The following is a 26150-nucleotide window of genomic DNA, read 5'->3' as shown; positions in this document are numbered from 1 at the left end:
GTTCTGGCTCAACTTATGCTCTTTCCATGCGCGGATAAATTGAAAAATGCCTCCTGTTTTTGATCTTTCATCATCTGAAGTAGAAGCCGAGCATCCCATGCCCAGCCTCCACCCACGCCGCGTTCACGGAAAGACGCGCGCCTGCGTTTCCTCCACCACGCTTGCAGGCGCATGGTGGAAGGGGCAGCTGCGCGGTTCGGTAACGGGTGTCCGGTTGCGCTCGGACCGGAAGGCGGCGGAACGTTCATAGGCAAGCTTGCGCATGCGCATGATCTGGCCGAGCGGCTGATGGTCTGTGATGCCGTTCCAGGGCGAGAATTTCATGCCGTCATCGACGATTTCGGAACGCTCCTGCGACCAGCTTGTCTGCGGGCGGGCCGTGACGGTGGCAACGGTGATATAGGGGCTCTTTTCCTCATCCCACAGGGCCATGGGGTCTTCGATCGGCATTTCCGAGACATCGGTGCAGAGCTGAACCTGCAAATGCCAGACGGCGGTTTCGTGCCTGAAAAATTCCTCGATCAGGTGGCGGTGAACATCCTCATCGCCATTGACGCTGACAGGCTTGTCGATGAGTGCTTTCAGGTTTTCGGAAGCCGGGACAAGGCCGAGCTTGGCGACATGGTGGCCGAAGCGCACCGGCACCTGGGTATAGACACTTTCACCCAGCATATGGGTCATAGGCTGGCCACCCATGACCTTTACCGGGGTCAATTCCTTGCCGACTGTCTCTGCCACGCTTTCCACGCCCCGCAGAAGCTTCGAGAAAATCTTCTTGGCACCTTCTGCCCGGTCGGTCGTCGCGGCCAGGAGTTTCAGATTGCCGAGGAAGGCCTTGCCGCTGGGGGAATTGAAGACCTTGCCATTGACCATGACGAAATCCTGAGAGGTGGAGTGTTCCGAACCGGGCAGGCGGTCGCCCTCCACATCGAGGATTTTCAACGACATGCCCCGCGGTGCCGACACGCTGTCATGCAAGAGGTCGCCGGGGGTGGTGGACAGGCGCAGCACGGCATCGAAAGTGCCGGGATGAGCAAAAATGCCCTGTGCGAGCGGTGAGGGAAGATGATCCAGTATCTCCACCTCAGCCTCCAGCAGGCCATGGCTCTTGGCATGGACGCAGCGAATGGCATGGGCGCTATCGGCATAGGTTTTATAGGCGATGGACAGCATGGTCTCGGTCAAGGCCTCCGTCACCTGTGGCTCATCCGGATCGATCTGCTCAAGGGAAGGATCGAAGCGTTGAAGGCGTGCGGGGATCGTTCCGTTCATTCTGCGGCCTCCTTGGCGTAGAACACTTTGTCGATGGTCATCGGCAGATGGCGCACGCGATTGCCGGTGGCGTGGTAGATGGCGTTGGCAACGGCGGCTGCCATGCCGACAATGCCGATTTCGCCCAATCCCTTGACGCCGAGCGGGCTGGTCTTGTCATCGTGCTCTTCCACGAAAATGACCTCGATATCCTGCACATCCGCGTGCGATGGCACATGATATTCCGCCAGATTATGGTTCATGATCCGACCCGTGCGGTGATCGAACATGCCTTCCTCATAGAGCGCCATGCCAAGCCCCATGACCACGCCGCCAAGGATCTGGCTGCGTGCGGTCTTGGGGTTGAGAATGCGGCCTGCGGCAACGGCGACGACCACCCTCGTGACACGGATGACACCCAGTTCCTCATCCACATGCACTTCCACGAAGTTTGCCGAATGGGTGTAGCTGGAAAAGGTTTTCTGGGTGGCCTGATCGGGGGCGGCCTTGCCTTCCTCCTCGATGAAGGAGAGCCCCACATGGGCAAAGATATCCTCGACCGAAACGCCGACCTGATCGTTCACATCCAGCACCAGACGGCCCTCGCGAATGGCCGTCTGCTCCACGCTTGCCTTGGCGAGCGGCGAGTTTTCCATCGTCTGTGCGTGCTTCAGCAAGGTGGCGCGAACCGCAATGCTGGCGGACTGGACGGCAGCGCCGGAGGAGGCGGCAGTCCATGAGCCGCCTTCCACCGAGGTGGTTGGCAGGGCGGAATCGCCAATATCGACAATCACTTGATCGGTTGTGATGCCGAAACCCTCCGCGCCGATCTGCGCCAGAATGGTATAGGTGCCGGTGCCGATATCGGAGGCGGCGGCGGAGACGAGGAGGCTCATATCCGCATTCAGCCGCACACGGGCCGCAGCATTCGTGACCTGCGCTTCCCAGATGCCGGTGGAAACGCCATAGCCGACGAGATCCTGCCCATCGCGCATGGAGCGCGGCGCGTGGTTGCGATCGTCCCAGCCGAAGGCTTCCGAGCCCTGACGATAACAGCCATGCAGAGCCTTGGAGGTGAACTGCTTGTCCTCGTTCTGATCCATGTGAACGAAGTTGCGGATGCGCATCTCCAGCGGATCGATGCCGACCTTGTAGGAGAGTTCATCAATGGCGCATTCCAGCGCGAAGACCCCGGTGGCCGCACCCGGCGCACGCATGTCGCCCGGGGTGGAAACGTTCATGGAAGCAAGCTCATAGGTGAGCTTTACGTTTTCGCACTTGTAGGCAAGGCCCGACCAGTTGACGACGACCTCCTGATAATCCTCATAACGCGACGTTGCTTCCACCGCATGGTGCAGGATGGCGCTGAGGTGGCCATTCTGGTCCGCTGCCATGGAAACGCGCTGGACGGTGGCCGGACGCCAGGTGAGGTAGAACATTTCCCGACGGCTGAGTTCCAGCTTGACGGAGCGCTGCAAATCCAGCGCCGCCATGACCGACAGGAAGAGCTGGTGCTTGGGGCGAAGGCCGGAGCCAAACGCGCCGCCGACATAGCGGTTGAAAACGCGCACCTTCTCCTTCGGCAGTTCAAACACGCCGCAGACATAGCCCTGGCTGTTTTGCGAGCCCTGGGTTTTATCGTGGATGGTGAGTGATCCATCCTCTTCCCAGATGACCGTGGAGGCGAACAATTCCATGGGGTTATGGTGTTCGCCTTCCAGCACATATTCAGCGGAGATCTTGAAGGGAGACGCCTCGAACGCGCCTTGCGCATCGCCGCGTGGCGGCGGTGGCGGGGCGATGCCGCTGCGCTTTTCCTTCGGCTCATAGGAATTGCGTTCTTCCACGAGAATATTGGTGGCGGGTTCCTCTTCCACGTAAGAGACGCGGATGAGGGCTGCGGCATCGCGGGCGGCTTCGAAGCTTTCTGCCACCACAAGGGCAACAGGCTGTCCATCGAACAGGATGCGATCATTCTGCAAGGGGCGGAAGGGGTGGCCGGGAAGGGCTACATCATCCTTCCAGGCGCTATCCCACCAGGCGGCGCGCGGGCGGTTTTCGTGGGTGTAGATCTTCACGACGCCCGGATAATTGGCGGCATCGGCAAGATCGATCCGCTCGATGCGGCCACTGGCGATGGTGGCGACATGCACGAATGCATGCAGCATATCGGCGGGGAAATGTTCTGCCGCGTAAGGTGCGCGGCCTGTGACCTTGAGCGGGCCGTCAATGCGGGAGATCGGAAAGCCGATCACGCGGGATGTGCTATCTGGCATGGGTTGCTCCTCCCTTAGACAATGCGCTTTTCCGCCTGAACCTGCGGACGGCCTTCTGCCGCCTGACGCATGGCCCGGACGATGGCGCGGTGTGCCATGGGGATTTTGAAATCGTTCTGGCCCTGGCCCTTTGCCCCGGCGAGAAGCCGAGCCGCCATGGCCTCGAAGGTTTGCGGCGTGGCAGGCTGGCCTGCCAGTTCCGCTTCTGCCAGAGGATCGCGCCAGGGCTTATGGGCAACCCCGCCCAGCGCCACGCGGGCATCGAGGATTTTGCCATCTTCGATATCGAGTGCTGCGGCGACCGAGACCAGCGCGAAGGCGTAAGACAGGCGATCGCGGATTTTCAGATAGCTGTAATGCCTGTTGAAGCGGCTGGCATCCACGCGAATCCCTGTGACGATTTCCCCGTGCTGGAGGGTGTTATCCCGCTCCGGGTGATCGCCGGGCAGGCGGTGAAATTCCAGGAAGGGAATATCGCGGTCGCCTTCCGGCCCGGTGACTTCCACCATGGCATCAAGCGCGGCCAGCGCCACGCACATATCGGAGGGATGGGTGGCGATGCACTGATCGCTGGCGCCCAGGATCGCGTGAATGCGGTTGACGCCGCCAATGGCCGAACAGCCACTGCCGGGATTGCGCTTGTTGCAGGGGGTGGACGGATCGTAGAAATAATAGCAGCGCGTGCGCTGAAGCAGATTGCCGCCGCTGGTGGCCGCATTGCGAAGCTGCGCCGAAGCACCGGCCAGAATGGCAGAGGACAAAAGCGGCACATCCGACTGGATGCGCGGATCATAGGCCACCTGGGCATTGGTGGTGAGCGCGCCGATGCAGAGCGCGCCGCTTTCCAAGACCTTGATTTCCTTCAGGGGAAGATCGTTGATATCGATGACCGCCGTTGGATGGGTGACATCGTATTTCATCAGATCGACAAGATTGGTGCCGCCCGCCAGAAGCTGGGCGCTGGGCTGGGCGAGAAGGGCGGTAACCGCGTCCGCGACGGCGGAGGGGCGAATATATTCGAACGGTCTCATTCTGCGGCCTCCTTCCACACCTTGGCGGCATCAGTCCCCATGACCTGCTCAATGGCATCGGCAATGTTGGTATAGGCCCCGCAACGACAGAGATTGCCGCTCATCAATTCGCGGATGTCCTCGCGGCTGTGGGCATGCCCTTCCATGAGCATGCCCACGGCAGAACAGATTTGCCCCGGCGTGCAATAGCCGCACTGATAGGCATCATGTTCCACGAAAGCCTTCTGCATGGGGTGCATGTTTTCCGGCGTGCCGAGGCCCTCGATCGTGGTGATTTCCGCATTCTGAACGCTGACGGCGAGCTTCAGGCAGGAATTCATGCGAACGCCATCGATCAGAACCGTGCAGGCCCCGCACTGGCCGTGATCGCAGCCCTTCTTGGTGCCTGAAAGCTTCAGATGATTGCGCAGCAAATCCAGCAGTGTGACGAAGGGCGGAAGATCGAATTCATGGCTTTCGCCATTGATGGTGAGCTTGATCGGAACACTGACGGACCGGGGAGATGGCGCAATACGCCCGGATTCATGCTGCATCGGAAATCCTCTTGTGCCGGGGTCTCGGAGAAAATGTTCCGGGCACAACGAGGGTTTGCGCGGTTTGTTCCGAAGCTCAAACGGGTGAGGCGGGATTGCGCGATGTCTTGCATTGTCTTACATTGCCTTGCAATCAAGGAGGCTCGTATGCCCAAGACGCAAAGCAGCGACTCTGTAACATTAAGAGTACCAGCCGAAATTCTGGCCCAAGTAGAAGCCATTGCTGAGGCGACAGACCGCTCGCGCAGCTACATTATCGTGCGGGCACTACGGACTTATTTGATGAATGAAGGCGGTGATATACTGTCTGCGATCAAAGGAAAGCAGCAGATTGATGCGGGCGAGACCGAAGATATGGATGCTGTCATTGCTGAAATGGACCGCATAATTGCTGGTAAGGTAGCGTGATTAAAGTTCGTCTGTCAAAAGCGGCAGCGAATTACCTCAGAAGCGAAGCGCATTATCTGCGTCAACGCAGTCCCGTTGCTGCTCGCAACTTTGCCTCTGCCATGAAAGACGCACAGCAGATGCTGCAAGCCTTTCCGAAAGCGGGCAAACGCGGTTATGGCTTGCAACTGAAAGATAGTTTGACGCTGGTGGTGGGTGATTATCTGCTCGATTACCTGTTTGACGGACAACATGTTTATATCATTCTTATACGCCATGGCCGGATGATGACTGCGGTGCCGGATGTTGAAGAGGATGAAGAATAAATAGGAAAATAGTCCTTGACGGCGTCACGCTGGTTTGATAGGGTTTGGGCATAGTCGAAGAAGTGTGAGCGGCGGGGAGGACCTGCTGGCAAACAGGATGGCTTTGGACATGCGGCCTCTGGTTCAGGAATGGATCGGGGCCTTTTTTGTTTCCGGGGTAAAGGAATATTTGCCTATCCGGCGATGGGCTGGGTTCTGGTTAAGGGCTGATCAAGGATGGATGCGTGGCGGGATGTGGACCTTGCGCTGTTTGGCGGCGCGGGAACGGAGGAGCCTGTGCTGGGGCAACAGGCGAAGCGTGCGGCGGACGGGGTTCTGCTTGAGCTGAAAAGTGCCGATGCGGCGGCAAGTGCCGAGGAGCAGCGGCAGCTTCTGGCCGAGATGATGCGCGAGATGCGGGCGCAATTCATTGCGTTTCGCGACCTGCGCGCCAAGGCGGAGGCGCTGTGCGAAGTGGGGGACGAGGCGGCGCAGAAGCTTGCCCGTGCCGATTTGAAGGCCGCAGGCGATGCCATGAGCCTGATTGTGCGAACGCTGGAAAAGGTGGACGGCCTGCAAAGGCAGCTTCTGCGTGACCGCGAGATGGAGGAGGAGCGGCAGGCCAACGAAAGCGGTTACCCGGAGGCGGTGCATGAGGTGGAACGGCTTATCGAGGCCCGCGCACAGGAGCTTTTCGAGCAGTGGAAGCGCGATTTCAGCGCTGGCACAGGCGGATGCCGTGCGGCTGGGGCCGACCCGCCTGAGGGAGGAAATGGATGCTCTGCTGGCGGAGAAAGACCGCCGGATGCGTGAGATTGTGCGCGAACGGGATACCACATGGGGTTTGGCCGACAGGCTGGAAGAGAGCCTTGCTGCTCAGGACAAGGCGCGCATTCGGGATGTTCGCGAGGCGGCTCCGCCGGAAGGCTGGCAGGCGCATAGCCACCGCATTCGCCAGCTCTGGGCGCTGACGGGGCGGCTGGAGCAGAAGCCGCCGCCGGGTGACTGGCGCACCTGGCTGGTGATGGGCGGCAGAGGCTCCGGCAAGACGCGGGCCGGGGCCGAATGGGTTCATGCGCTGGCATCCAGTAGCCGTAAAAGTGAGCTTCGCATTGCACTGGTGGCGGAAACGCTGGGCGATGCCCGCGAGGTGATGATTGACGGTGCCTCCGGCATCTGCCGGATTGCACGGCAGAACCGGCCGGATTTCGAGCCATCGCGGCGCAGGCTGGTATGGCCGAATGGCGCGATGGCACAGATCTTCTCCTCCGAAGATCCGGAAAGCCTTCGTGGCCCGCAGTTTCATTTTGCCTGGTGCGATGAGCTGGCGAAATGGAAATATGCGGAAGCGACCTTCGACATGCTGCAATTCGGTCTGCGGCTGGGGGACGACCCCCGCCAACTGGTGACGACGACGCCAAGGCCTGTGCCAATCCTCAAACGGCTGATGACTGATGAGGGAACACGGCTGGTGCGGATTTCAACGCGGGACAATGCGGCGAACCTTTCCCCCAGTTTCGTGAAGGGGCTGGAGGCGCGCTATGGCGGCAGTCGCCTGGGGCGTCAGGAACTGGAGGGCGAGCTGATCGAAGACAGGGCGGATGCTCTGTGGAAACGGGCAGACCTCGACGCGCTGCGCATTCGCTTTACGGGCTCTCTTCGGCGGGTTGTAGTGGCGGTCGATCCACCTTCCGGGGCGGGGGAAAACTCCTGCTGCGGCATTGTGGTGGCAGGCGTTGAGCCGACGGGCAGGGCGGTGGTTCTGGCCGATTGTTCTGCGCAAGGCTTGAGCCCCGCCGGGTGGGCGCAGGAGGTGGTGAAGGCCTATCGCCGCTTTTCTGCCGACCGGGTGGTGGCCGAGGTGAACCAGGGCGGCGAGATGGTGGCGGCCATGCTGCGCAGCATCGACGAGACTTTGCCGCTGACACAGGTGCGGGCAACGCGGGGCAAGTTTTTGCGGGCGGAGCCGGTGGCCGCGCTTTATGAGCAGGGCCGCGTGGCGCATTCAGGCCGCTTTACAGCGCTTGAGGACCAGATGTGTGACTTCGGGCCGGATGGGCTTTCCGGCGGGCGCTCTCCCGACCGGCTGGATGCACTGGTCTGGGCGCTGACGGCGCTGATGCTGGAAGGGCAGAGCGAGCCGCGGGTGCGCGGATTGTAAAAGGGGGCGTTGCCGGGATGCCTAAGGATTGCTATATTGAAGCTGGAGTGGAGACAGGGGTGCAACCCTGCCTCCGTTTCTCTTAGTTAAAGACACTAACCCGCACCTCAGCCTGCCAGCTTGTGCGGGTTTTTCTTATTCTAAGAGTGATGCTAAAGGGCAGAAACCACATTAGCTCACCTCCAGTCGATGACGAGGCCTTCGCCTTGGCTCGGGTGACCTATTCTCCCAAGTGCGCATGGCAGTGCGCGTCTGCTTTCGTCATCAAATCTCAGCTTTCATGCATCGCATAAAGAAGCCGCTGCCCCTTGGGCAAAGGGCAGCGGCTTGGACTGGAGACATTTAGATTCAGAGTAACTGGCAAATCCAGTTCAACATGCAGCCGGCTTCAAAGGACGCGATGAAGCCGGCGGCAGAAGATATCAGCGCTTGATGGGGCTGGCTGCGCTTTCGCGCATCTGACGCCATTCAGACTCAAGACGGTCGACCAAATGCTGCGGGATAGGCTGCTTCGGCGCCGTGGCAGCGGTCGGGACAGAGGCTGGCTGCTGCATCTTCATGATCTCCTTCTAAACGAAATGCCGGGCAGATAACTGCCTTGCCCGCCGTTGGTTCCATACAGTTATTGGAAAGTAAATAGGGCGCTAAACACCTAAACCGATTAGCATTTTTCAAATCGATTGAAACATTTGCACAAGGTTGCGTCGCTAGGCTGCTGCCCACAGGAAACGCTGTGTTGCAGCCTTGGCGCGTGCCACTATTCCAGGAGATTCGCATGAAGGTTGAGCGCAAGCGCTATTTCGATCAGGTCCGCGCACGGCTTTACGAGGGGCGGATGACGCAAGGCCAAGTGGACGGCCACAATGCGCTTCTGGCCGCATGGGAGGCGAATTACGCCGCAAACGATCCGCGCTTTCTGGCCTATTGCCTGGCCACCGCCTATCACGAAACCGGGCGGCGCATGCAGCCGGTGGAGGAGAATCTGAATTATTCCGCCGAGGGGCTGGTGAAGAACTTTCACCGCTATTTCCTGCCCGCCGATGCTGAACGCTTTGCCGGACAGCCGGAGCGGATCGCCAACCGCATCTATGCCCACCGCATGGGCAATGGCAGCGCTGCCAGTGGCGATGGCTGGCGCTTTCGCGGCCGGGGCCTGGTGCAGATTACCGGGCGCGACAATTACCGCACCTATCGGCTGGAAGACGCGCCGGAAAAGGCGATGGAGCCGGAGACGGCGGTGCGCATTCTCTTCGATGGCATGATTGCCGGACGCTTCACCGGCTATGCGCTGAACGACTTCTTCAACGCCACGAAAAGCGACTGGGTGAATGCGCGGCGTGTGGTGAACGGCTTGAACCGCGCCGAGGAGATCGGTCTTTTCGGCGTGATTTTCGCGACCGCCATCGGGCTTAGCCTGGGCTGAATTTCAGGATCATCACGATGAGATTTCCCAAATGGCCGTGGGCGACCACGGACAAAGGCAAAGCCGTGCCTGAGCGCAAGGCAGCCGGGACTTTTTCCGGCGCGGGCTTTTCCATTCTGGCGGGAGAGGGAGGCGTGCAGTGGACGGGCCGCTCCTACGCCTCTCTTTCCCGCACGGGGCTGATGCGAAACCCCGTGGCCTACCGTGCCATTCGCATGGTGGCGGAGGCGGCGGCCTGCGTGCCCTGGCTTGCCTATGACGGCGACCGCGAGATGGCGGAGCACTCGGCACTTGCCCTTCTGGCACGGCCCAATGCGCGGCAGGTGGGGGCGGATTTTCTTGAAAGCCTGTTTGGCCATCTTCTGCTTTCCGGCAATGCCTATGTGGAGGCTTTGCTTGTGGGGGGCGTGCTTCGCGAACTGCATGTGTTGCGGCCCGACCGGGTGAGCGTGGTGGTGGGGGCGGATGGCTGGCCCATGGCCTATGATTACCGCGTGAATGGCGGTGCAAGGCGGCGGATTGCGGCGCACAGCCCGGATGCAAACGGGCTGCTGCATCTTCGGCTTTTCCACCCGCTCGACGATCACGGCGGCTTCTCGCCGCTTTCCGCAGCCGGGGCGGCGCTTGATCTGCACAATGCCGCCAGCCAGTGGAACAAGGCGCTGCTGGACAATTCGGCAAGACCTTCCGGCGCGCTGGTCTATCAACCCAAGGATGGCGGCAATCTTTCCCCCGATGCCTATGACCGGCTGAAGGCGGAACTGGAAGCGGGCTATCAGGGCGCGGTGAATGCGGGACGGCCGCTGCTTTTGGAAGGCGGGCTGGACTGGAAGGCCATGGGGCTTTCGCCCAAGGACATGGACTTCATGGAGGCAAGAAACGGTGCGGCCCGCGACATTGCGCTGGCGCTGGGCGTGCCGCCCATGCTGATGGGGATTCCCGGCGACAATACCTATGCCAATTATCAGGAGGCGAACCGAGCCTTCTTCCGCCTGACCGTGGTGCCGCTTCTGACCCGCACGGCGCAGAATTTTTCCGCATGGTTCTCAGACCTTTATGGGCAGAGCCTGAGGCTGGAACCGGACCTCGACCAGGTGGCGGGACTTTCCGCCGAGCGCGACGCGCTGTGGAGCCGGATTGGTTCTGCAAGCTTCCTCACCGACGAGGAGAAGCGGCAGGCCGTGGGCTACTGCATAATTCCTTAGATCGTACCCGATCTAAGGTGAAAATTATGCAGCGGTTCAAAGCGTGACAGCGTCCTTAGTGCGCACACGGCGCACGGCGCTGTCATGAATCAGTTTCTGAACAGGCTGAATCAGGCTGTGAGGGATGGGGCTCAAGCGGTTGATTTCAAACATTCAAATGAGGTGAACACGATGGCCGATCTTGGTCAGGATGGCGGCTTGTTTGCCGCAAGGGTGGTGGGGGCCACGGCAGGCGCCTGGGTCTCGCTCGTTTATCTTTTGCCCGACAGCTGGAAGGAGGCGGTGAGCCGCTTCCTGACCGGGGCCTGCTGCGGCGTGATGTTTGGCGCACCAGCGGGGATCTGGCTTTCCGAAAAACTGGGACTGGCGGGGCAATTGACCGCTTTGGAAACGGCGCTTTCCGGCTCTGCTGCTGCAAGCCTGACCGCCTGGTGGGTGCTGGGGGCCCTGGTGCGCGTGGTGGGGCGGCTCGGGACAAGGCCGGAAAGCGGCCAGTAGACGCCTGAACTTTTCAAACAATCGGGAGATTTTCATGCACGTGTATCGCGGGCCACGGCCCAACGCGCGCAAATTTGCCAGTCTGGAGATTTCCGAACTGGGCGGCGACGGCACCTTCAGCGGCTATGCCAGCCTTTTCGGCGAGGTGGATCTGGGCAAGGACGTGATTGAGCGCGGCGCGTTTCAGGCCTCGCTGGTGGAGCGCGGTGCCAATGGTGTGCGCATGCTCTATCAGCACGATCCGGCCGAGCCGATCGGCGCCTGGACGACGATCCGCGAGGACAGTCGTGGCCTTTATGTGGAGGGCCAGCTTGCAAAGGGCGTGGCCCGCGCCCGCGAGGTGCATGCGCTCATGAAGAGCGGCGCGCTGGACGGGCTTTCCATCGGCTTTCGCACCGTGCGCGCCCGCAACGAGGCCAAGACGGGCATCAGGCGCATTCTGGAAGCCGATCTCTGGGAGATTTCCGTTGTGACCTTTCCGATGCTGCCATCGGCGAGGATTTCCAACGTGAAGCAGGCGCGGTTTTTCCGCGACCGTGAAACCGAGCTCGTGCGCACCATGCGCCGGGCCGCAAAATCCATGCTGACAAACACTTTCAAAGGAAAAGCCTTATGAGCGAGACGCAAATGCAGGTGGCACCGGAGCACAAGATGTCGCCCGAGGTGAAGGCCGTGCCCGACACGATGACGGCGGCCTTCGACGACTTCATGGAGGCTTTCGAGAGCTTCAAGGAGGTGAACGACCGCCGCCTCAACGAGATCGAGCAGAAGCTGACCGCCGACGTGGTGACCCGCGACAAGCTGGAGCGGATAAACCGCAGCATGGACGAGCAGAAGCGGGTTCTGGACCAGCTGGCGCTGAAGAAGGCAAGGCCCGCCCTTGGCCGTGGCCCGGAGACGGGACCGGAGGCGGCCGAGCACAAGGCAGCATTTGAGGCCTATATGCGCCGGGGCGATGAGGGGGCCTTGCGCGAGCTGGAAGCCAAGGCGATGAGCGCCGGATCGAGCAGCGATGGCGGCTATCTGGTGCCGGACCCGGTGGATAGCGAAATTGGTCGCCGCTTGAGCGTGGTGTCTCCCATGCGCGCCCTTTCCACCGTGCGCACCGTTTCCACCGCCGTGCTGAAAAAGCCCTTTGCGCTGACGGGACCGGCGACCGGCTGGGTGACCGAAACGGCGGCACGACCGCAGACCGCCTCTCCGCAGCTTTCGGAGCTGACCTTCCCGACCATGGAGCTTTACGCCATGCCAGCGGCAAGCCAGACGCTGCTGGACGATGCGGCGGTGGACATTGAAGCCTGGCTGGCAAGCGAAGTGGACACGGTGTTTGCCGAGCAGGAGGGGGACGCCTTCATTCGCGGCGACGGGGTGAACAAGCCGAAGGGCTTTCTTTCCTATGACACGGTGGCGGACGGTAGCTGGAGCTGGGGCAAGCTTGGCTATGTGGCAACCGGGGCGGCGGGTGCCTTTGCCACATCTGGTGCATCGGATGTGCTGGTGAGTGCGATCTATTCGCTGAAAGCCGGACACCGCCAGAACGCGACTTTCCTGATGAACCGGCGCACCCAAGGGGAAATTCGCAAGCTGAAGGATGCCGATGGCAATTACCTGTGGCGTCCGCCAGCAACGGCGGGGCAGGCCGCGACGCTGATGGGCTTTCCCGTGGCGGAAGGCGAGGAGATGCCGGATATTGGTGCAAACGCTCTGCCGATTGCCATTGGTGACTTCCGCGCCGGATATCTGGTGGTGGACCGCACCGGCGTTCGCATTCTGCGCGATCCTTACTCCGCCAAGCCTTACGTGCTGTTTTACACCACCAAGCGTGTGGGCGGCGGGGTGCAGAATTTCGAGGCGATCAAGCTGGTGAAATTCGCCGCGAACTAAGGGGGTGCGATCATCCCGCCCCTTGGTGGGGTGATCGATCTGACTTCGACTGTCAAAAGGAATTTTCATGACCTATGCCCTGATTGAACCGCCGCAGGCGGAGGTGCTGACGCTTGGGCAGGTGAAGGCGCATTTGCGGATCGACACTTCCGCTGAAGACGACCTGTTGCAGCAGTTGATCGCCACTGCCCGCGAGCATCTGGAGCGTGAGACGGGCCTTTGCCTATTGCGGCAAAAGCTTCGGCTCTATCTGGACCGCTGGCCGAAGGACGGCGTGGTTCAGATTATCAGGGGGCCGGTGCAAGCCATTGATGCGGCGACGATTTATGAGGCCGATGGCAAGCCGGTGAATGTTTCGCTTGATGATCACCTGCTGGATGGGCAGGCGCGACCGGCACGGCTCTGGCTTCGCTCCCCGCCTTTACCGGGACAGGCGGTGAACGGCATCGAGATCGATTTCACCGCAGGCTTTGGCGAAAGCGGCGCGGAGGTGCCGGACCCGTTGAAACGGGCCATGCTGATGCACATTGCGCTGATGTATGCCTATCGCGGTGTGCTGGCCCCCGAGCAGCAGCCGGGCGGCGTGCCGGAGGGCTATGAGCGGCTGTTGGCGGCCTACCGGATGCGGAGGCTGTAGATGGTGCCGCTTCCTCTCGATCCCGGCCAGCTGAACACGCGGCTTCTGCTGGAAGTGCCACAGGAAACCAGTGACGGACAGGGCGGCACGCTGACCCAATGGGTGGCGGTGACGGAGGTTTGGGCGCGGATTGAGCCTTTGGTGCAGGGGGCGGTGTGGCACCGTCAGGTGGAGCTGGCGGGAGCCGAGCGGGCCGTGCTTTCCCATCGCGTGACACTGCGCCAGAGGCCGGACTTGCGGGCTGGGCAACGCTTTCGCCGGGGTGAGCGGGTGCTGACCATCCGCAGCCTGCGCGACCCGGATGAGAGCGGGCGGTTTTTTCTCTGCGACTGCGAGGAGGTGCTTTTATGAGCGCGGCTTCAAGCTTGATGAAGGCCATTCATACGCGGCTTGTCGGCGATGCGGGGCTGGTTTCCGAGGTGGGGCAAGCGGGGTTCATTGACCGGAATGCCGTTCGTCTAGGGTTGCCCTGCATCGTGTATGGCGAGTTGGAAAGCCGCGATTATTCCACCGCGACCGAAAAGGGGGAGGAGCATTTTCTGACCCTTGAACTGTGGTGCGAGGGGGCGAGCAGGCAGCAGGCGCAACGTTTGAGTGCGCGGGTGCAGGCGCTGCTGGGCCAGGGCAGGCCGACTTTGGGGCAAGGCTCACATCTGGTGAACCTCGTTGTTTTGTCCACCCGTGAGCGGCTGGACGGCAAGACACGGGCGCTGGTGACGGAGATTCGCCTGCGGGCAGTGACCGAGACGATTTGAAGACATTTTTGAGAACCAACTCATTGAATGACGGGAGCAGGTGCGATGGTGGCGCAGGCGGGACGAGACCTTCTGTTGAAGGTGGAAAACGGGGCAAGCTGGCTGACGGTGGCGGGTTTGCGCAGCAAGCGGCTGGCCTTCAACACCGAGACAGTGGACATTACCGATGCCGAAAGTGCAGGGCGCTGGCGCGAGCTTTTGGGCGGTGCTGGCATTCAACGGGCATCGTTGAACGGTGGCGGCTTGTTCAAGGATCAGGCATCCGATGCGCTGATCCGAGCCACCTTCTTTGCCGGTGCAATCTTGAACTGGCAGGTGCTGATACCCTCCTTCGGCACAATCAGCGGACCGTTTCAGATCACGGCACTGGAATATTCCGGCGAGCACAATGGCGAAGTGCGCTTTGAACTGGCGCTGGAATCTGCCGGTGCCTTGAGCTTCGGGGCGCTGTGATGGCGGCGCGTGAGGGATTTTCCGGGCGGCGGGCGAACCGCCATCGCGGCGAAGTGGAGGCCATGATCGATGGCGAGCGGCGCATTCTGTGCCTGACACTGGGGGCGCTGGCGGAGCTTGAGACGGCCTTTGGCGTGGAGGATCTGTCGGGCCTTGCCGCCTATTTCTCGAAGGGAAAGCTGAAGGCGGGCGATCTGGTGAAGGTAATCGGTGCCGGTCTTCGCGGTGGCGGCAACCTGTTTCCCGATGAGGAAGTGGCGGGCATGAACATAGAGGGCGGCATTGCCGCTTCGGCCCGGATTGCCAGTGAGTTGCTGGAAAGCGCCTTTAGCGATGCCCAAGGAGACATGCGCCCAAACCCTTGAGAGCCGCAGCACCGCAGCCACAAGACGCAACCCAGCCCGGATGGCCGGAGGTGATGCATATGGGCCTGTGCGTGCTGCGGCTTTCTCCTGAAACATTCTGGCGCTTGAGCCCCCGCGAATTCATGGCCATGGCAGGAGGCTGTCGCCCCCGCCGGGACGCCATGGATCGCGCCGAGATGGAGGCGCTGATGCGGCTTTTCCCCGATGAGGCTGAAAGATCATGACCACGGACAATTCGCCAGTAAGACAAACCCTTTCCGACGCGGAAGCACTATCGCGCACCATGAACGACCTTGAGGCACGCTCGAAGAGCTTTGGCGATGCCTTGAGCGGAGCCTTGCAAGGGGCGGTGCTGCAAGGAAAGGGGCTGGACGACGTGCTGCGGGGGCTCGGTCGGCGCATGAGCGACATGGCCCTTTCCGCCGCATTGAAGCCTTTGCAAAATGCCGTGGCCGGGGCAGCCGGAAACCTGCTTGGCTCGATGGGCAAGGTGACGCCCTTTGCCGATGGCGGCGTGGTGCGCAGCCCAAGCTTCTTTTCCATGGCAGGCGGCAATATGGGGCTGATGGGCGAGGCAGGGGCGGAAGCCATTCTGCCGCTACAGCGCGGGCCGGACGGTGCGCTGGGCGTTGCCATGACGGGCGGAGGTGGCAGTGCCGCACCCATTGTATTCAACGTGAATGCCACCGATGCCGCGAGCTTCCGCAAAAGCGAGGGGCAGATTTCCGCCATGCTGGCGCGCAGCGTGGCGCGTGGCCGGCGTGGTGTGTGAGGGGTTTCATGAGTGCCGGCTTTGTGACACCCTCTCCGCAGAGAATGAGCGGCGCAAAAGGCCAATGAATATTGACTTTTCACGCCGGGACAGTATCGTCATGAACAGATCGTTGGATTTCGGGCGTGAGATAGCCAACACCGCCAGATGAATAATCTGGTTCTCGCGTGAGGCGAGGATAGGGAAACCGAAGAGTTTTGCCCCCAAACCAATTATGGTTGCTGCGGCCCCGAAAGGGGCCGTTTGTTTTTCTACTATTCCTCTGTTGGGTCACTGCTTTGCGAGGCTGCCGTTTTCGGCGTTTTTCGGTGTGGCGAATAATTTCGCGGTGGGTGTTTCCCCCTTTCCCGAACCATCAGAAGATGGCTGAAGCGCACATCGCCAAACGTATCTGGCGGCGGACCGTCGCAAGGATAGGCAGTTCGGACCCTGATCCAGAAATCATAAGCAATATTCCGTTTGACGGGCTCTATGCTGAAGACAATGGAATAGAGGATAGTCTCGCCGTTCTCCGCGACAACAGGGACATGGGCATATCTGTCGTCCTTGCGAAGGTTCCAGATGCGTTGCTCTGGTAGAAGCGCGATGATCTGCGGTAGCCTCAACGACCAGCGGTAACGCACCGGACAAAAGACACCGAATGGGTCTCTGTTTGCACCGGGAAATGCGTCTTTCAGAGTTTCGCCCTCCACGGCATCTCGGGTGAAAACATGATCCTGATAGGTCACGATGATCTGCTTCTCATGGCCAAGTGAATCATGCGCGGTGAAATACGCTTCTGCCAAATGCGTAAAAGAAAAAGTAGCGCCGTTTAATATATAATCAGGCCAAACCTTCTTGGCGATGTAGGGAGATGGCATGATCTTCTTTCAACGAAAAGATGTTCTGAGCGCTATGCCATAGACGGTGCGCAAGGTGAAGCATCTCCATAGAAGCCATGCTGCCAGTGCTCTGATCGCCTTAAGGCATTCTCACAAAAGGCAACATTCATGAGTGGATTTCACGAGGTGCGCTTTCCCCTGCGGCTGGCGCTGGGGGTGAGTGGCGGGCCGGTGCGGCGCACCGATATTGTCAACCTGTCCAACGGGCGAGAGAACCGCAATGCACGATGGCGCAATGCCAGACGCGCTTACGATGCGGGAAGCGGCATCAAATCGCTTGCCGATCTTTATGAAGTGCTTGCCTTTTTCGAGGCGCGCATGGGCCAGCTTTACGGCTTTCGCTTTCGCGACCCGCTGGACTGGAAATCCTGCCCGCCCCATGCGGCCTTGAGTGCCACCGATCAGGTGATCGGCACGGGTGACGGCGTGCAACGCAGCTTTCAATTGGTGAAGATCTATGGCGATGCGGGCGGGGCAAGCCGCCGCACCATTGCAAAGCCGATAGGTCCAAGCGTGGTGGTGAGTGTCAACGGGCAGGCAGTGGCGGGCGACCGCTTTACCTGCGATGCGACAACCGGGCTTGTGACCTTCGCAGCCCATGCGGTGCCACCGGCGGGGGCGGTTATTCGTGCCGGCTTCGAGTTCGATGTGCCGGTGCGTTTCGACACCGACCGGATCGACATCAACCTGACCGCCTTCAATGCCGGACGCATTCCGGCCATTCCCATTCAGGAGATTTTGCCATGAGGACGGTTCCACCGACACTTGCGGCGCATTTGGCGATGGATGCCACGACGACCTGCCATGCCTGGCGAGTAACGCGCACCGATGGTGTGGTGCTGGGCTTTACCGACCACGACGAAGACCTGATCCTTGCCGGAACCCGCTGCCGTGCGGCAAGCGGCTTTTCCGCCAGTGAGAGCGAAGCGGCAAGCGGAATGGCGGCCAATAGCGGCGAGGTGAGCGGCGGCTTTTCCAGCGAGGCGATCACGGAGGCGGATCTGGCCGCTGGTCGCTTCGACCGGGCAAAGGTGGAACTGTTTCTCGTCAACTGGGCCGATAGCTCGCACTATGTGCGGCTGGAAGTGCGCGAGATTGGCGAGGTGACGCGATCCGGCGACCGCTTCAGCGCCGAATTGCGCAGCATGGCACATAGGCTGGACCAGCCGCAGGGGCGCATTTACGGGCGGCGCTGCGATGCGCGTCTCGGCGACGAGCGCTGCCGTGTTTCTCTGGCGGCCTTTCGCGCCAGCGGCCAGGTGAGCCAGCAGCTTGACCGCAGCCGATTGATCGTGAGCGGTCTCGGGGGACGCCAAAGCGGCTTTTTCGACCAGGGGGAAATGCAGTTTGCCGATGGCACGGTTGTGCTGGTGGATCGGCATGAGCGGCAGGCGGATGACGCAAGCCTTGTGACGCTGTGGCTGCCGCTGGAGCGCGATCTGGCCGCAGGCGAAGGCGTGGTGCTGACGGCCGGTTGCGACAAGCGATTTTCGACCTGCCGCCAGCGCTTTGGCAACGGGCTGAATTTTCGTGGCTTTCCGCATATGCCGGGTGCCGATTTCAGCTATTCCTATGCCGGGGCCAATGGAAGCCATGATGGCGGGCCGCTGTTTTCATGAGCCGGGCAGAGCATGTTCTTGCCATCGCCGAAAGCTGGATCGGCACGCCCTATCGCCATCAAGGGGCGACAAAGGGGATTGGCTGCGACTGCATCGGGCTGGTGCTTGGCGTGTGGCGCGAGCTTTATGGCAGCGAGCCGCCGATGACCATTCCCCCCTATGCCCCGGACTGGGCAGAACGCAGTTGCGAGGAGCGGCTGCTGCATGCGGGGCGACAACTGTTCGGAGCGGCTATGCCTCTCAGTGAGGCGAAACCCGGTGACATTCTGGTCTTTCGCTGGCGGGCAGGATGCGCGGCCAAGCATGTGGGCATTCTGGCCGGTGATGGCTGGTTCATCCACGCCTATGAACAGGCCGCTGTGACGCGCTCTGCCCTGGTGGATGGCTGGCGACGGCGGATCGTGGCCGTGCATCGGTTCGGTTGAGCCTGTGGCATTCAAACTTGCTGAGGAATTGCATGGCAACAATCATGTTTCAGGCGGCGGGTGCTGTCATCGGTTCCTTTTTTGGCCCGGTGGGGGCGATGCTGGGGCGCGCAGCCGGAGGGCTGGCGGGGGCCATGGTGGACCGGGCCCTGCTGGGCGGCGGATCGACCGCCATGGGACCGCGCCTTTCCACCGCACGCTTTTCCGGTGCCGATGAGGGAACCGCAATCGCCCGCGTTTATGGCACCACGCGCATTGGCGCGACGCTGATCTGGGCCACGCGCTTTGAAGAGGAAGTGCGCAACGAGCGCCGGGGCGGCAAATCCACCGGCAGCCAGCGGGCCAAGACTTTCACCTACTACGCCAATCTGGCGCTGGGGCTTTGCGAGGGAGAAATCTCGCATGTGCGGCGTGTGTGGGCGGATGGACAGGAACTGGACCTGACCACCGTGGAAATGCGCGTTTACAAGGGCAGCGAGTCTCAATTGCCCGATCCCCTGATCGAGGCCAAGCAGGGGGCGGGCAACGCCCCTGCCTTTCGCGGCCTGGCCTATGTGGTGTTCGAGCGGCTTCCCATCGGCAATTACGGCAACCGCATTCCGCTGCTGCAATTCGAGGTGGTTCGTGCCGTCGGCACGCTGGAGCGCGACATCCGGGCGGTGGTTGTGATCCCCGGTTCGACGGAAGCGGGCTATTCGCCAGTGCCCGTGAGGCAACGCTCCTTTTTCGGCTCCGCCACCATTTTGAACCGCAACAACCGCATGGCATCGACCGACTGGCATGCCTCGATGGATGAGCTGCAGGCGCTTTGCCCGAACCTGAAGCGCGTGGCGCTGGTGGTGAGCTGGTTTGGAACCGACCTGCGCGCCGGAGAATGCCGCATTGTGCCAGGTGTGGAAGTGCCAAAGCGCGGGCTTGAGATACCGGGCTGGCGTGTGGCGGGCATGGCGCGGGGCGATGCCCATCTGGTAAGCCAGCGCAATGGCGCCCCGGCCTATGGCGGCACACCCAGCGATGACAGCGTGCTGGCGGCGATTGCCGACCTGAAGGCGCGGGGGCTGGAGGTCTATCTCTATCCCTTCGTGATGATGGATATTGCAGAAGGCAACAGCCTTCCCAACCCCCATGGCGGCGTGGGCCAGCCTCCCTATGCCTGGCGGGGGCGCATCACCTGCCATCCTGCACCGGGAAGCGCCGGATCCGTGGACCGGACACCTGCGGCGGCAAGCCAGATCTCCACTTTTTGCAACCGGGAGGAAGGCTATCGCCGCATGGTGCTGCATTATGCCGATCTGGCCCGTCAGGCAGGCGGGGTGCAGGGCTTCATCATCGGTTCCGAAATGCGCGGGCTGACGACCGTGCGGGCCGGGGCAAACAGCTTTCCCTTCGTGGAGGAGCTGGTGCGGCTGGCTGACGACTGCCGAGCCCGTCTGGGAGCCGGGACACGGCTGACCTATGCCGCCGACTGGAGCGAATATTTCGGCTATCACCCGCAGGACGGCACGGGCGACGTGTTCTTTCACCTCGATCCGCTCTGGGCTTCGCCAGCAATTGATGCAATCGGCATCGACAATTACATGCCGCTTTCGGACTGGCGCGACAGCGATCTGACGAGCGGCAATCCCGACGGCATGGCGAGCCCGCAGGACCGGGGGGGGTTTGCCCGCGCCATCACCTCCGGCGAGGGCTTCGACTGGTACTATGCGAGCGAGGCAGCACGTCGGGCGCGACAACGCAGCCCCATTACCGATGGTCTGGCGGGAAAGCCCTGGGTGTTTCGCTACAAGGATCTGGCGGGATGGTGGGGCAACCGGCATTTCAACCGCATGGGCGGGCAGGAAAGCACGGTGCCGACGCAATGGGTGCCGGGATCGAAATCCATCTGGTTTACCGAGCTTGGATGCGCTGCCATCGACAAGGGCGGCAACCAGCCCAACCTGTTTCTCGACCCGAAATCCGCGGAAAGCGGCAGGCCCTATTTTTCCAGCGGAGCGCGGGACGATGCCGTTCAGCGGCGGTTCCTCGACGCGCATTTCGCCCACTGGAAAAGCGGCGCGGCCCCGGCCGGAATGGTGGACCCGGAAAGGCTGTTTCTCTGGGCCTGGGATGCGCGGCCTTACCCCGCCTTTCCACAGCAATCCTCCGTCTGGTCCGATGGAGAGAACTGGCGCACCGGCCATTGGCTGACCGGGCGGCTGGGCGCTGCCACACTGGCCGATACGATTGCCGCGATCCTCAGCGATCACGGCTTTCACGACTTCGACGTTTCCGGGGTGTGCGGCGATCTGACCGGCTATGTGCAAGGCGAAATCTCATCGGCACGGCAGATGCTGGCACCACTGGCGGAAGCCTTTCTGCTCGACGTGACCGAGGTGGAGGGCAGGCTTGTCTTCCGCTCACGCGGGAAAACGGCTTTGCCCGTGCGCGAGATTACGGTGCTGGCGGAGCGCGAGGGCGAACCCGCCTGGACCGAGACGCGAGGCCATGACAGCGATTTTGCCGCAGAAGCCGTGATCGGCTTTGCCAATACGGCGCTGGATTACGATCAGGCGAGTGTGCGCTCCCGGCCTCTGCCAGGCATGACGCGGCGTATTCTGCGCACCGATCTGCCAGGGGCCATGAGCGACGAGATGGCACAGGCAAGCGTGGAGGCTTTGCTGCGCGACAGCCATCTGGCGCGGCGCACCATCCGGTTTCCGCTTTCGCCCGCCGATATTGCGCCCATGCCGGGCGATGCGGTGCGGCTGGTGGGCGGGCCTGCCAGCAGCCCGGAGGGCGTCTTCATCATCACGCGAATCGACGATGCCGATGTGCGGCAGGTCGAGGCGCGGCGGTTCGAGGCGGCGTCCGCGCCTCCCGCGCCATCGGCCACGCCGGAGCGACTGGCCGCCGTGGCACCTTCGCAAGGTTTCGATCCGCTGGTCGCGTTTCTCGACCTGCCGCAATACGAGGCGGGACCACCGGAAAGCTTCGCCCGCATTGCAGCCTTCGCCAAACCCTGGACGCGGATGGCGGTTTCCAGTTCGCCGACCGGGGAGGGCTATCGGGCGCGTGTGCTGATCGACCGGCCCGCACGGATCGGAAGCCTGCTGCAACCGCTGGAGGGCGGCTGTGTGGGGCGTTTCGACCGGCAGAACAGCGTGATGCTTTCGCTGCCCTTCGGGGGGCTCTCCACCGTTTCGCGGCTTGCTGTTCTGAGCGGCGAAAACCGGGTGGCGGTGCAAAGCCGATCCGGTGCCTGGGAGGTTCTGGCCTTCGAACGGGCGGAAGAACTGGGGCCGGGGCGCTGGCGGCTGACCAGCCTGTTGCGGGCTCTTGCCGGAACCGAGGATGCCATGGCGACAGGCGCGGCAGAAGGTGCCCGGCTGGTGCTGCTGGACGAGGCGGTTCTGCCGCTGGGCCTGGCGGCGGAAGAGCGGGGGCTTGCGCTCAACTGGCTGCTGGAGCCGCTGGGCGGGCAGGGCGACCGCACCGAACCGCAACGCCTGATGGCGGGCAGTCGGGCGCTGACGCCACTTTCCCCCGTTCATGTGAGAGCAACACGAAACGAGGCCGGGACAGCGTTTACCTGGGTGCGCCGCGCGCGGACAGACGCCGACGACTGGGAGGCAAGCGAGGTGCCGCTGGATGAGCCGGAGGAGCGCTACCGGCTGGAGCTTCTGAACCCGCAGACCGGCGCGCTGGTGCGCCGATTCGAGGTGGGCGAGCCCGGCTTGCTCTACCCGAAGGCTTCGGAACTGTCGGATTTTGCAGGCATCCAGACACGTTTTCGTGTGCGGGTGCTGCAAATGGGGCGGGCGGTCCCCGCAGGCATTGCCGCCAACCGGATAGTGAACGTTAAAAATCAGGGAGTTAGATGACATGGACGACGCCAAGGCCTGGTATCAATCCAAGACCGTATGGGGTGGGCTCATTGCGATTTTCGCCGCGCTGATGCAGGCGCGGGGGCACGCAATTCCCTTTCAGGAACAGGTGGGGCTGGCAGACGCGCTGACCAGTACCGCAAGCGCTCTGGGCGGACTTCTGGCGATTTACGGGCGCCTGACCGCCACGCGCGCCATCGCCTCTGTTGACCGGAACGGATGAGGCAAAATTGGCTGAACCGGACATTCATTTGCCATTCAGCCGTCATTCGATACATAATTTACCAGTTGGTTTGGTAATCAAACCCATGCGTGGTTGTGAGCGGAAGTTGTAGTCATGGCATCAAGAAAGATGATCGCGATCGTCGCGGCGGGCCTGATGAGCCTGTCAGCTTCGCAGACCTTCGCCCGCGATTATCTGCTTCTTGTGGCAGGCGATTGCGGCGATGCCGCGACCAGGGTGGTACGCGAAACGGGCGGGCAGCTTCTTTCTGCCCAGCCTTCCAAGGATGGCGCGACCTGCATCGTGACCGTTCTGGTGCAGGGGAGCGGCGAGCGGCCCCGCAAAGTGACTGTTCGCGTTCCGATGTAAAGCTTGCTAAAAGGCTTACCGATTCCGCACTCTCATCGTGACGAAGGACTTCCATGCGCATTCTCGTGGTCGAAGACGACGCCAACCTGAACCGCCAGCTGACCGACGCCCTGAAGGAATCGGGTTATGTGGTCGACCAGGCCTTCGACGGCGAAGAGGGGCATTATCTCGGCGAAACAGAACCCTATGACGCGGTGATCCTCGACATCGGCCTGCCGGAAATGGACGGCATTACCGTGGTGGAGAAATGGCGTGCCGAGGGCAAGGTGATGCCCGTTCTGATGCTGACGGCTCGCGACCGCTGGAGTGACAAGGTGGCGGGCATCGATGCCGGTGCCGACGATTACGTGGCCAAGCCCTTCCATGTGGAAGAGGTGCTGGCACGTGTGCGCGCACTTATTCGCCGCGCCGCCGGTCATGCCTCCTCCGAGATTACCTGCGGTCCGGTGAAGCTCGACACCAAGGCTTCCAAGGCAACCGTGAACGGCGTTCAGCTGAAGCTGACCTCGCACGAATTCCGCCTTCTCTCCTACCTCATGCACCATATGGGCGAGGTGGTTTCCCGTACCGAGCTGATCGAGCACATGTATGATCAGGATTTCGACCGGGATTCAAACACGATCGAAGTCTTTGTCGGTCGCCTGCGCAAGAAGATCGGCGTCGATCTGATCGAGACGGTGCGTGGTCTCGGATACCGCATGCAAGCGCCGACCGATGTACGTTAGGTCGGTTACCGCCCGCGTTCTGCTGCTTGCCACGGCATGGTCTGCTGTGGCGCTGGTGGTGATCGCACTGGTGATTTCCGCCCTCTATACCAAATCCTCCGAGCGGGCCTTTACCGACCTGCTGCGCGCCCAGCTCTACAACGTGGTGAACTCCATCACCATTGGCGAGGACAACAGCCTGGCAGGCAATCCGCAACTGGGCGACCTGCGCTTCTCGCAGCCGGAAACCGGCTGGTACTGGATTGTGGAGCCGCTTGGCACCTTTGCCGCAACGCCTTTGTCTTCCTCCTCGCTCGGCACCTCGAACATCAAGGTGCCCTCCATCCTCAACGTGCCGTTCAACAACCGCTATGAGCGTTTCTATCAGGCCACCGATGCCTATGGAAACAGGGTGCTGGTGGCGGAAACGGAGGTGGTGCTGGATGCGGAAGGCCGTGCGGCCCGCTTTCGCGTGACGGGCAATCTGAATGTGGTGGACGAGGATGTGCAGGGCTTCACCCGCAGCCTTTACATTGCGCTGGTGGTGTTTGGTTTGGGCAGCCTTGTGGTGAACGGACTTGCCATTCTCTTCGGCCTTCGGCCACTGGATGAGGCAAGGCGGGCACTGGAAAAGGTACGCCGGGGCGAAGCCGAGCGGCTGGCCGGGGAATTTCCCCGCGAGGTGCAATCGCTGACCGTGGAAATGAATGCGCTGATCGACAGCAACCGACGCATTGTGGAACGGGCGCGCATGCAGGTGGGCAATCTGGCGCATTCGCTGAAGACACCGCTGGCCGTGCTTTTGAACGAAGCACGGCTCATCGACAAGGACCATGGCGGCGTTGTGCGCAGCCAGGCGGAAGCCATGCAGAGCCAGGTTCAATCCTACCTGAACCGGGCGCGCATTGCCGCCCAGCGCGAATCCATGCTGGCGCGCACGGAAGCCGATGCGGTGCTGGAGCGTCTGGTGCGGGTGATGCGGCGGCTGAATCCGGACAAGACTTTCGAACTGACCGCCAGCCAGCCGGGTCTGGCGCTGGGCATGGAGCAGCAGGATGTGGAGGAAACCGTTGGCAACCTTCTGGAAAATGCCGCCCGCCATGCCAAGAGCGGTGTGTGGCTGACGGTTCAACCGGCGCTGGCACCGGAGGGTGTCGATCCCGTTCGCCGCAACTGGATCGAGATTGCGGTGGAAGACGATGGCCCCGGTCTGAACCCCGACGAAATCAAGGAGGCGCTGAAACGCGGTCGCCGCCTGGACGAGAGCAAGCCCGGAACAGGGCTCGGCCTTTCCATCGTGGGGGAAATTTCCAGCGAATATCAGGGGAAATTCCACCTGACGCGGGGACGTCGCGGCGGCCTGCGCGCCGTGCTGACGCTGCCGGGGATAACCAAGGAAACCGCTTGAGGAAACGCTGACATGACGTTTCACTGCGGTATAAATGGCACAGTGATAAATTCTTGCCTCGACCTTTACTTTAGAAACGCTAAAAACCATCTTGAGCCGAGGCTCGTCTGTCGCATTTCAGGGCAGGCATGGTTTCAATGGCTTGAGTGGTTTTTAAAAGAGGATTTCCGCCCGGTGAAATATGTTGTCTGGCCCGTTGTTGCTGCAAGTTTGCTTTCGGCCTGCTCCACCACAGGAGCTGGAAGAGGCGGGCTCTTCGGTTCGAAGGCAACGCCGAACAATTACATCGTCGCATTGCAGGGCGGAATTGTTTCACGCTCTGGCGTGCAGCTGAACGATGGCGATCGCCAGCGGGCGCTGGAAGCAGAATACAAGGCACTGGAATTTTCAGGCGTTGGCCAGGCGGTGCCCTGGAACGGCGGCAATGCCAAGGGGGAAGTGGTTGCAGCCGCACCCTATCAGGTCGGTTCCCAGAACTGCCGCCAATACACCCATACGCTGACGGTGAGCGGTCGCGATGTGAAAACGCGGGGAACAGCCTGCCGCAATAGCGACGGTGCCTGGTCGCCTCTGACCTGAACGCCAGCCAGCGAGCGGATTGACGTAAATCAAGGCCCGGGCCAGCCGCGCGGACGATAGAGGGTTTGCGGCGAAATGCCTCAAATTCTTGTCATCAGCTGTTGCGCGATTGGAATGTGCCTCAGCTTGCAGTAATTGGCCTC

General features: G+C 61.6%; 31 protein-coding genes. 25 read left to right on the top strand and 6 right to left on the bottom strand.

Translation table 11 applies throughout. The features are described from left to right. Positions 1-123: 123 nt before the first annotated feature. Genes ACFSE1_RS13875 through ACFSE1_RS13860 form a run of 4 tightly spaced genes read right to left on the bottom strand, consistent with a single transcriptional unit; the run spans position 124 to position 5091 of the window. Positions 124-1272, bottom strand: a complete 1149-nt coding sequence (locus ACFSE1_RS13875; protein ID WP_377402431.1) for a catalase family protein — start codon at positions 1270-1272, stop codon at positions 124-126. Further along, the gene (locus tag ACFSE1_RS13870; protein WP_377402428.1) at positions 1269-3527 is read right to left on the bottom strand and encodes a xanthine dehydrogenase family protein molybdopterin-binding subunit; all 2259 of its coding nucleotides are present in this window, start codon (positions 3525-3527) and stop codon (positions 1269-1271) included. Before ACFSE1_RS13870 ends, ACFSE1_RS13875 begins: the two co-directional genes overlap by 4 nt. 14 nt (positions 3528-3541) lie before the next feature. Next, the gene (locus ACFSE1_RS13865; protein WP_377402425.1) at positions 3542-4558 is read right to left on the bottom strand and encodes an FAD binding domain-containing protein; all 1017 of its coding nucleotides are present in this window, start codon (positions 4556-4558) and stop codon (positions 3542-3544) included. Then, positions 4555-5091 (bottom strand): (2Fe-2S)-binding protein, encoded by a 537-nt coding sequence (locus tag ACFSE1_RS13860; protein ID WP_377402422.1) that lies wholly within the window; start codon positions 5089-5091, stop codon positions 4555-4557. The genes ACFSE1_RS13865 and ACFSE1_RS13860 overlap by 4 nt, the downstream gene beginning before the upstream one ends. Before the next feature lie 147 nt (positions 5092-5238). On the opposite strand from ACFSE1_RS13860, the gene ACFSE1_RS13855 reads away from it, so the two are divergent. From ACFSE1_RS13855 to ACFSE1_RS13840, 4 genes are all read left to right on the top strand, one after another. Next, the gene (locus tag ACFSE1_RS13855) at positions 5239-5499 is read left to right on the top strand and encodes a CopG family ribbon-helix-helix protein (protein ID WP_377402419.1); all 261 of its coding nucleotides are present in this window, start codon (positions 5239-5241) and stop codon (positions 5497-5499) included. Then, entirely contained in the window at positions 5496-5804 is a 309-nt protein-coding gene (locus tag ACFSE1_RS13850; RefSeq protein WP_346149386.1) for a type II toxin-antitoxin system RelE/ParE family toxin, read from the top strand. The genes ACFSE1_RS13855 and ACFSE1_RS13850 overlap by 4 nt, the downstream gene beginning before the upstream one ends. A 216-nt stretch (positions 5805-6020) precedes the next feature. Next, complete coding sequence (locus tag ACFSE1_RS13845) at positions 6021-6596, top strand: hypothetical protein (protein ID WP_377402417.1); 576 nt, start codon at positions 6021-6023, stop codon at positions 6594-6596. After that, positions 6556-7944 carry a DNA-packaging protein gene (locus ACFSE1_RS13840; RefSeq protein ID WP_377402414.1) on the top strand — a complete coding sequence of 463 codons (1389 nt, stop codon included), beginning with the start codon at positions 6556-6558 and terminating at the stop codon, positions 7942-7944. The genes ACFSE1_RS13845 and ACFSE1_RS13840 overlap by 41 nt, the downstream gene beginning before the upstream one ends. Before the next feature lie 422 nt (positions 7945-8366). On the opposite strand, the gene ACFSE1_RS13835 is transcribed toward ACFSE1_RS13840, so the two are convergent. Then, positions 8367-8504, bottom strand: coding sequence for a hypothetical protein (locus ACFSE1_RS13835; protein ID WP_377402411.1), 138 nt, complete (start codon positions 8502-8504; stop codon positions 8367-8369). Between the two features lie 215 nt (positions 8505-8719). Between ACFSE1_RS13835 and ACFSE1_RS13830 the strand changes: the two genes are divergently transcribed. The 12 genes from ACFSE1_RS13830 (at position 8720) to ACFSE1_RS13775 (ending at position 15936) form a co-directional block, all read left to right on the top strand. Then, the gene (locus ACFSE1_RS13830; RefSeq protein WP_377402408.1) at positions 8720-9367 is read left to right on the top strand and encodes a hypothetical protein; all 648 of its coding nucleotides are present in this window, start codon (positions 8720-8722) and stop codon (positions 9365-9367) included. A 17-nt stretch (positions 9368-9384) separates the two neighbouring features. Beyond that, positions 9385-10572: a phage portal protein gene (locus ACFSE1_RS13825; RefSeq protein ID WP_377402405.1), complete on the top strand. Its 1188-nt coding sequence runs from the start codon at positions 9385-9387 to the stop codon at positions 10570-10572. Between the two features lie 171 nt (positions 10573-10743). Then, positions 10744-11070 carry a DUF6107 family protein gene (locus ACFSE1_RS13820; protein ID WP_377402402.1) on the top strand — a complete coding sequence of 109 codons (327 nt, stop codon included), beginning with the start codon at positions 10744-10746 and terminating at the stop codon, positions 11068-11070. A gap of 34 nt (positions 11071-11104) precedes the next feature. Then, on the top strand, positions 11105-11686 hold the full coding sequence (locus ACFSE1_RS13815; RefSeq protein WP_377402399.1) for an HK97 family phage prohead protease: 582 nt from the start codon (positions 11105-11107) through the stop codon (positions 11684-11686). Next, positions 11683-12954 carry a phage major capsid protein gene (locus ACFSE1_RS13810; protein WP_377402396.1) on the top strand — a complete coding sequence of 424 codons (1272 nt, stop codon included), beginning with the start codon at positions 11683-11685 and terminating at the stop codon, positions 12952-12954. Before ACFSE1_RS13815 ends, ACFSE1_RS13810 begins: the two co-directional genes overlap by 4 nt. A gap of 67 nt (positions 12955-13021) precedes the next feature. Continuing rightward, positions 13022-13591 carry a head-tail connector protein gene (locus ACFSE1_RS13805; protein ID WP_377402394.1) on the top strand — a complete coding sequence of 190 codons (570 nt, stop codon included), beginning with the start codon at positions 13022-13024 and terminating at the stop codon, positions 13589-13591. After that, on the top strand, positions 13592-13942 hold the full coding sequence (locus ACFSE1_RS13800; RefSeq protein ID WP_377402391.1) for a phage head closure protein: 351 nt from the start codon (positions 13592-13594) through the stop codon (positions 13940-13942). It begins immediately after the preceding gene. Next, positions 13939-14346, top strand: coding sequence for a DUF3168 domain-containing protein (locus tag ACFSE1_RS13795; protein WP_377402388.1), 408 nt, complete (start codon positions 13939-13941; stop codon positions 14344-14346). Before ACFSE1_RS13800 ends, ACFSE1_RS13795 begins: the two co-directional genes overlap by 4 nt. A 45-nt stretch (positions 14347-14391) precedes the next feature. Further along, positions 14392-14799: a phage major tail protein, TP901-1 family gene (locus ACFSE1_RS13790; RefSeq protein WP_377402782.1), complete on the top strand. Its 408-nt coding sequence runs from the start codon at positions 14392-14394 to the stop codon at positions 14797-14799. Beyond that, complete coding sequence (locus tag ACFSE1_RS13785; RefSeq protein ID WP_377402385.1) at positions 14799-15164, top strand: gene transfer agent family protein; 366 nt, start codon at positions 14799-14801, stop codon at positions 15162-15164. The genes ACFSE1_RS13790 and ACFSE1_RS13785 overlap by 1 nt, the downstream gene beginning before the upstream one ends. A gap of 53 nt (positions 15165-15217) precedes the next feature. Beyond that, on the top strand, positions 15218-15388 hold the full coding sequence (locus ACFSE1_RS13780) for a rcc01693 family protein (RefSeq protein WP_377402382.1): 171 nt from the start codon (positions 15218-15220) through the stop codon (positions 15386-15388). After that, positions 15385-15936: a phage tail tape measure protein gene (locus tag ACFSE1_RS13775; RefSeq protein WP_377402379.1), complete on the top strand. Its 552-nt coding sequence runs from the start codon at positions 15385-15387 to the stop codon at positions 15934-15936. The genes ACFSE1_RS13780 and ACFSE1_RS13775 overlap by 4 nt, the downstream gene beginning before the upstream one ends. 254 nt (positions 15937-16190) lie before the next feature. On the opposite strand, the gene ACFSE1_RS13770 is transcribed toward ACFSE1_RS13775, so the two are convergent. Further along, positions 16191-16796, bottom strand: a complete 606-nt coding sequence (locus tag ACFSE1_RS13770; protein ID WP_377402376.1) for a hypothetical protein — start codon at positions 16794-16796, stop codon at positions 16191-16193. 129 nt (positions 16797-16925) lie between these two features. Here ACFSE1_RS13770 and ACFSE1_RS13765 point away from each other — a divergent pair, with 129 nt between their 5' ends. From ACFSE1_RS13765 to ACFSE1_RS13725, 9 genes are all read left to right on the top strand, one after another. Beyond that, positions 16926-17564 (top strand): phage distal tail protein, Rcc01695 family, encoded by a 639-nt coding sequence (locus ACFSE1_RS13765; RefSeq protein WP_377402373.1) that lies wholly within the window; start codon positions 16926-16928, stop codon positions 17562-17564. Beyond that, positions 17561-18436, top strand: a complete 876-nt coding sequence (locus ACFSE1_RS13760) for a DUF2163 domain-containing protein (protein WP_377402370.1) — start codon at positions 17561-17563, stop codon at positions 18434-18436. Before ACFSE1_RS13765 ends, ACFSE1_RS13760 begins: the two co-directional genes overlap by 4 nt. Next, positions 18433-18861: an NlpC/P60 family protein gene (locus ACFSE1_RS13755; RefSeq protein WP_377402367.1), complete on the top strand. Its 429-nt coding sequence runs from the start codon at positions 18433-18435 to the stop codon at positions 18859-18861. The genes ACFSE1_RS13760 and ACFSE1_RS13755 overlap by 4 nt, the downstream gene beginning before the upstream one ends. Positions 18862-18893: 32 nt before the next feature. Further along, complete coding sequence (locus tag ACFSE1_RS13750) at positions 18894-22721, top strand: baseplate multidomain protein megatron (protein ID WP_377402364.1); 3828 nt, start codon at positions 18894-18896, stop codon at positions 22719-22721. Position 22722: 1 nt separating this feature from the next. Next, on the top strand, positions 22723-22947 hold the full coding sequence (locus tag ACFSE1_RS13745; RefSeq protein ID WP_377402361.1) for a hypothetical protein: 225 nt from the start codon (positions 22723-22725) through the stop codon (positions 22945-22947). Between the two features lie 114 nt (positions 22948-23061). Continuing rightward, positions 23062-23316, top strand: coding sequence for a hypothetical protein (locus tag ACFSE1_RS13740; RefSeq protein WP_377402358.1), 255 nt, complete (start codon positions 23062-23064; stop codon positions 23314-23316). Positions 23317-23369: 53 nt separating this feature from the next. Continuing rightward, positions 23370-24041, top strand: a complete 672-nt coding sequence (locus tag ACFSE1_RS13735) for a response regulator transcription factor (protein WP_377402355.1) — start codon at positions 23370-23372, stop codon at positions 24039-24041. Then, a complete protein-coding gene (locus ACFSE1_RS13730) occupies positions 24031-25428 on the top strand; it encodes a sensor histidine kinase (RefSeq protein WP_377402352.1) in 1398 nt (465 codons plus the stop codon). The genes ACFSE1_RS13735 and ACFSE1_RS13730 overlap by 11 nt, the downstream gene beginning before the upstream one ends. Positions 25429-25602: 174 nt before the next feature. Beyond that, entirely contained in the window at positions 25603-26007 is a 405-nt protein-coding gene (locus ACFSE1_RS13725) for a hypothetical protein (RefSeq protein ID WP_377402349.1), read from the top strand. Positions 26008-26150 lie beyond the last annotated feature (143 nt).

This window comes from Affinirhizobium helianthi, from assembly GCF_042680945.1.
Classification (GTDB): domain Bacteria; phylum Pseudomonadota; class Alphaproteobacteria; order Rhizobiales; family Rhizobiaceae; genus Neorhizobium; species Neorhizobium helianthi.
This window is presented reverse-complemented; position numbering and strand designations above follow the sequence as displayed.

What these genes read in the sequence shown, in the direction of transcription:
- ACFSE1_RS13875 (WP_377402431.1), bottom strand. Translation starts at nt 1,272, where the DNA reads ATGAACGGAACGATCCCCGCACGCCTTCAACGCTTCGATCCTTCCCTT.
- ACFSE1_RS13870 (WP_377402428.1), bottom strand. Translation starts at nt 3,527, where the DNA reads ATGCCAGATAGCACATCCCGCGTGATCGGCTTTCCGATCTCCCGCATT.
- ACFSE1_RS13865 (WP_377402425.1), bottom strand. Translation starts at nt 4,558, where the DNA reads ATGAGACCGTTCGAATATATTCGCCCCTCCGCCGTCGCGGACGCGGTT.
- ACFSE1_RS13860 (WP_377402422.1), bottom strand. Translation starts at nt 5,091, where the DNA reads ATGCAGCATGAATCCGGGCGTATTGCGCCATCTCCCCGGTCCGTCAGT.
- ACFSE1_RS13855 (WP_377402419.1), top strand. Translation starts at nt 5,239, where the DNA reads ATGCCCAAGACGCAAAGCAGCGACTCTGTAACATTAAGAGTACCAGCC.
- ACFSE1_RS13845 (WP_377402417.1), top strand. Translation starts at nt 6,021, where the DNA reads ATGGATGCGTGGCGGGATGTGGACCTTGCGCTGTTTGGCGGCGCGGGA.
- ACFSE1_RS13840 (WP_377402414.1), top strand. Translation starts at nt 6,556, where the DNA reads ATGGATGCTCTGCTGGCGGAGAAAGACCGCCGGATGCGTGAGATTGTG.
- ACFSE1_RS13835 (WP_377402411.1), bottom strand. Translation starts at nt 8,504, where the DNA reads ATGAAGATGCAGCAGCCAGCCTCTGTCCCGACCGCTGCCACGGCGCCG.
- ACFSE1_RS13830 (WP_377402408.1), top strand. Translation starts at nt 8,720, where the DNA reads ATGAAGGTTGAGCGCAAGCGCTATTTCGATCAGGTCCGCGCACGGCTT.
- ACFSE1_RS13825 (WP_377402405.1), top strand. Translation starts at nt 9,385, where the DNA reads ATGAGATTTCCCAAATGGCCGTGGGCGACCACGGACAAAGGCAAAGCC.
- ACFSE1_RS13820 (WP_377402402.1), top strand. Translation starts at nt 10,744, where the DNA reads ATGGCCGATCTTGGTCAGGATGGCGGCTTGTTTGCCGCAAGGGTGGTG.
- ACFSE1_RS13815 (WP_377402399.1), top strand. Translation starts at nt 11,105, where the DNA reads ATGCACGTGTATCGCGGGCCACGGCCCAACGCGCGCAAATTTGCCAGT.
- ACFSE1_RS13810 (WP_377402396.1), top strand. Translation starts at nt 11,683, where the DNA reads ATGAGCGAGACGCAAATGCAGGTGGCACCGGAGCACAAGATGTCGCCC.
- ACFSE1_RS13805 (WP_377402394.1), top strand. Translation starts at nt 13,022, where the DNA reads ATGACCTATGCCCTGATTGAACCGCCGCAGGCGGAGGTGCTGACGCTT.
- ACFSE1_RS13800 (WP_377402391.1), top strand. Translation starts at nt 13,592, where the DNA reads ATGGTGCCGCTTCCTCTCGATCCCGGCCAGCTGAACACGCGGCTTCTG.
- ACFSE1_RS13795 (WP_377402388.1), top strand. Translation starts at nt 13,939, where the DNA reads ATGAGCGCGGCTTCAAGCTTGATGAAGGCCATTCATACGCGGCTTGTC.
- ACFSE1_RS13790 (WP_377402782.1), top strand. Translation starts at nt 14,392, where the DNA reads ATGGTGGCGCAGGCGGGACGAGACCTTCTGTTGAAGGTGGAAAACGGG.
- ACFSE1_RS13785 (WP_377402385.1), top strand. Translation starts at nt 14,799, where the DNA reads ATGGCGGCGCGTGAGGGATTTTCCGGGCGGCGGGCGAACCGCCATCGC.
- ACFSE1_RS13780 (WP_377402382.1), top strand. Translation starts at nt 15,218, where the DNA reads ATGCATATGGGCCTGTGCGTGCTGCGGCTTTCTCCTGAAACATTCTGG.
- ACFSE1_RS13775 (WP_377402379.1), top strand. Translation starts at nt 15,385, where the DNA reads ATGACCACGGACAATTCGCCAGTAAGACAAACCCTTTCCGACGCGGAA.
- ACFSE1_RS13770 (WP_377402376.1), bottom strand. Translation starts at nt 16,796, where the DNA reads ATGCCATCTCCCTACATCGCCAAGAAGGTTTGGCCTGATTATATATTA.
- ACFSE1_RS13765 (WP_377402373.1), top strand. Translation starts at nt 16,926, where the DNA reads ATGAGTGGATTTCACGAGGTGCGCTTTCCCCTGCGGCTGGCGCTGGGG.
- ACFSE1_RS13760 (WP_377402370.1), top strand. Translation starts at nt 17,561, where the DNA reads ATGAGGACGGTTCCACCGACACTTGCGGCGCATTTGGCGATGGATGCC.
- ACFSE1_RS13755 (WP_377402367.1), top strand. Translation starts at nt 18,433, where the DNA reads ATGAGCCGGGCAGAGCATGTTCTTGCCATCGCCGAAAGCTGGATCGGC.
- ACFSE1_RS13750 (WP_377402364.1), top strand. Translation starts at nt 18,894, where the DNA reads ATGGCAACAATCATGTTTCAGGCGGCGGGTGCTGTCATCGGTTCCTTT.
- ACFSE1_RS13745 (WP_377402361.1), top strand. Translation starts at nt 22,723, where the DNA reads ATGGACGACGCCAAGGCCTGGTATCAATCCAAGACCGTATGGGGTGGG.
- ACFSE1_RS13740 (WP_377402358.1), top strand. Translation starts at nt 23,062, where the DNA reads ATGGCATCAAGAAAGATGATCGCGATCGTCGCGGCGGGCCTGATGAGC.
- ACFSE1_RS13735 (WP_377402355.1), top strand. Translation starts at nt 23,370, where the DNA reads ATGCGCATTCTCGTGGTCGAAGACGACGCCAACCTGAACCGCCAGCTG.
- ACFSE1_RS13730 (WP_377402352.1), top strand. Translation starts at nt 24,031, where the DNA reads ATGTACGTTAGGTCGGTTACCGCCCGCGTTCTGCTGCTTGCCACGGCA.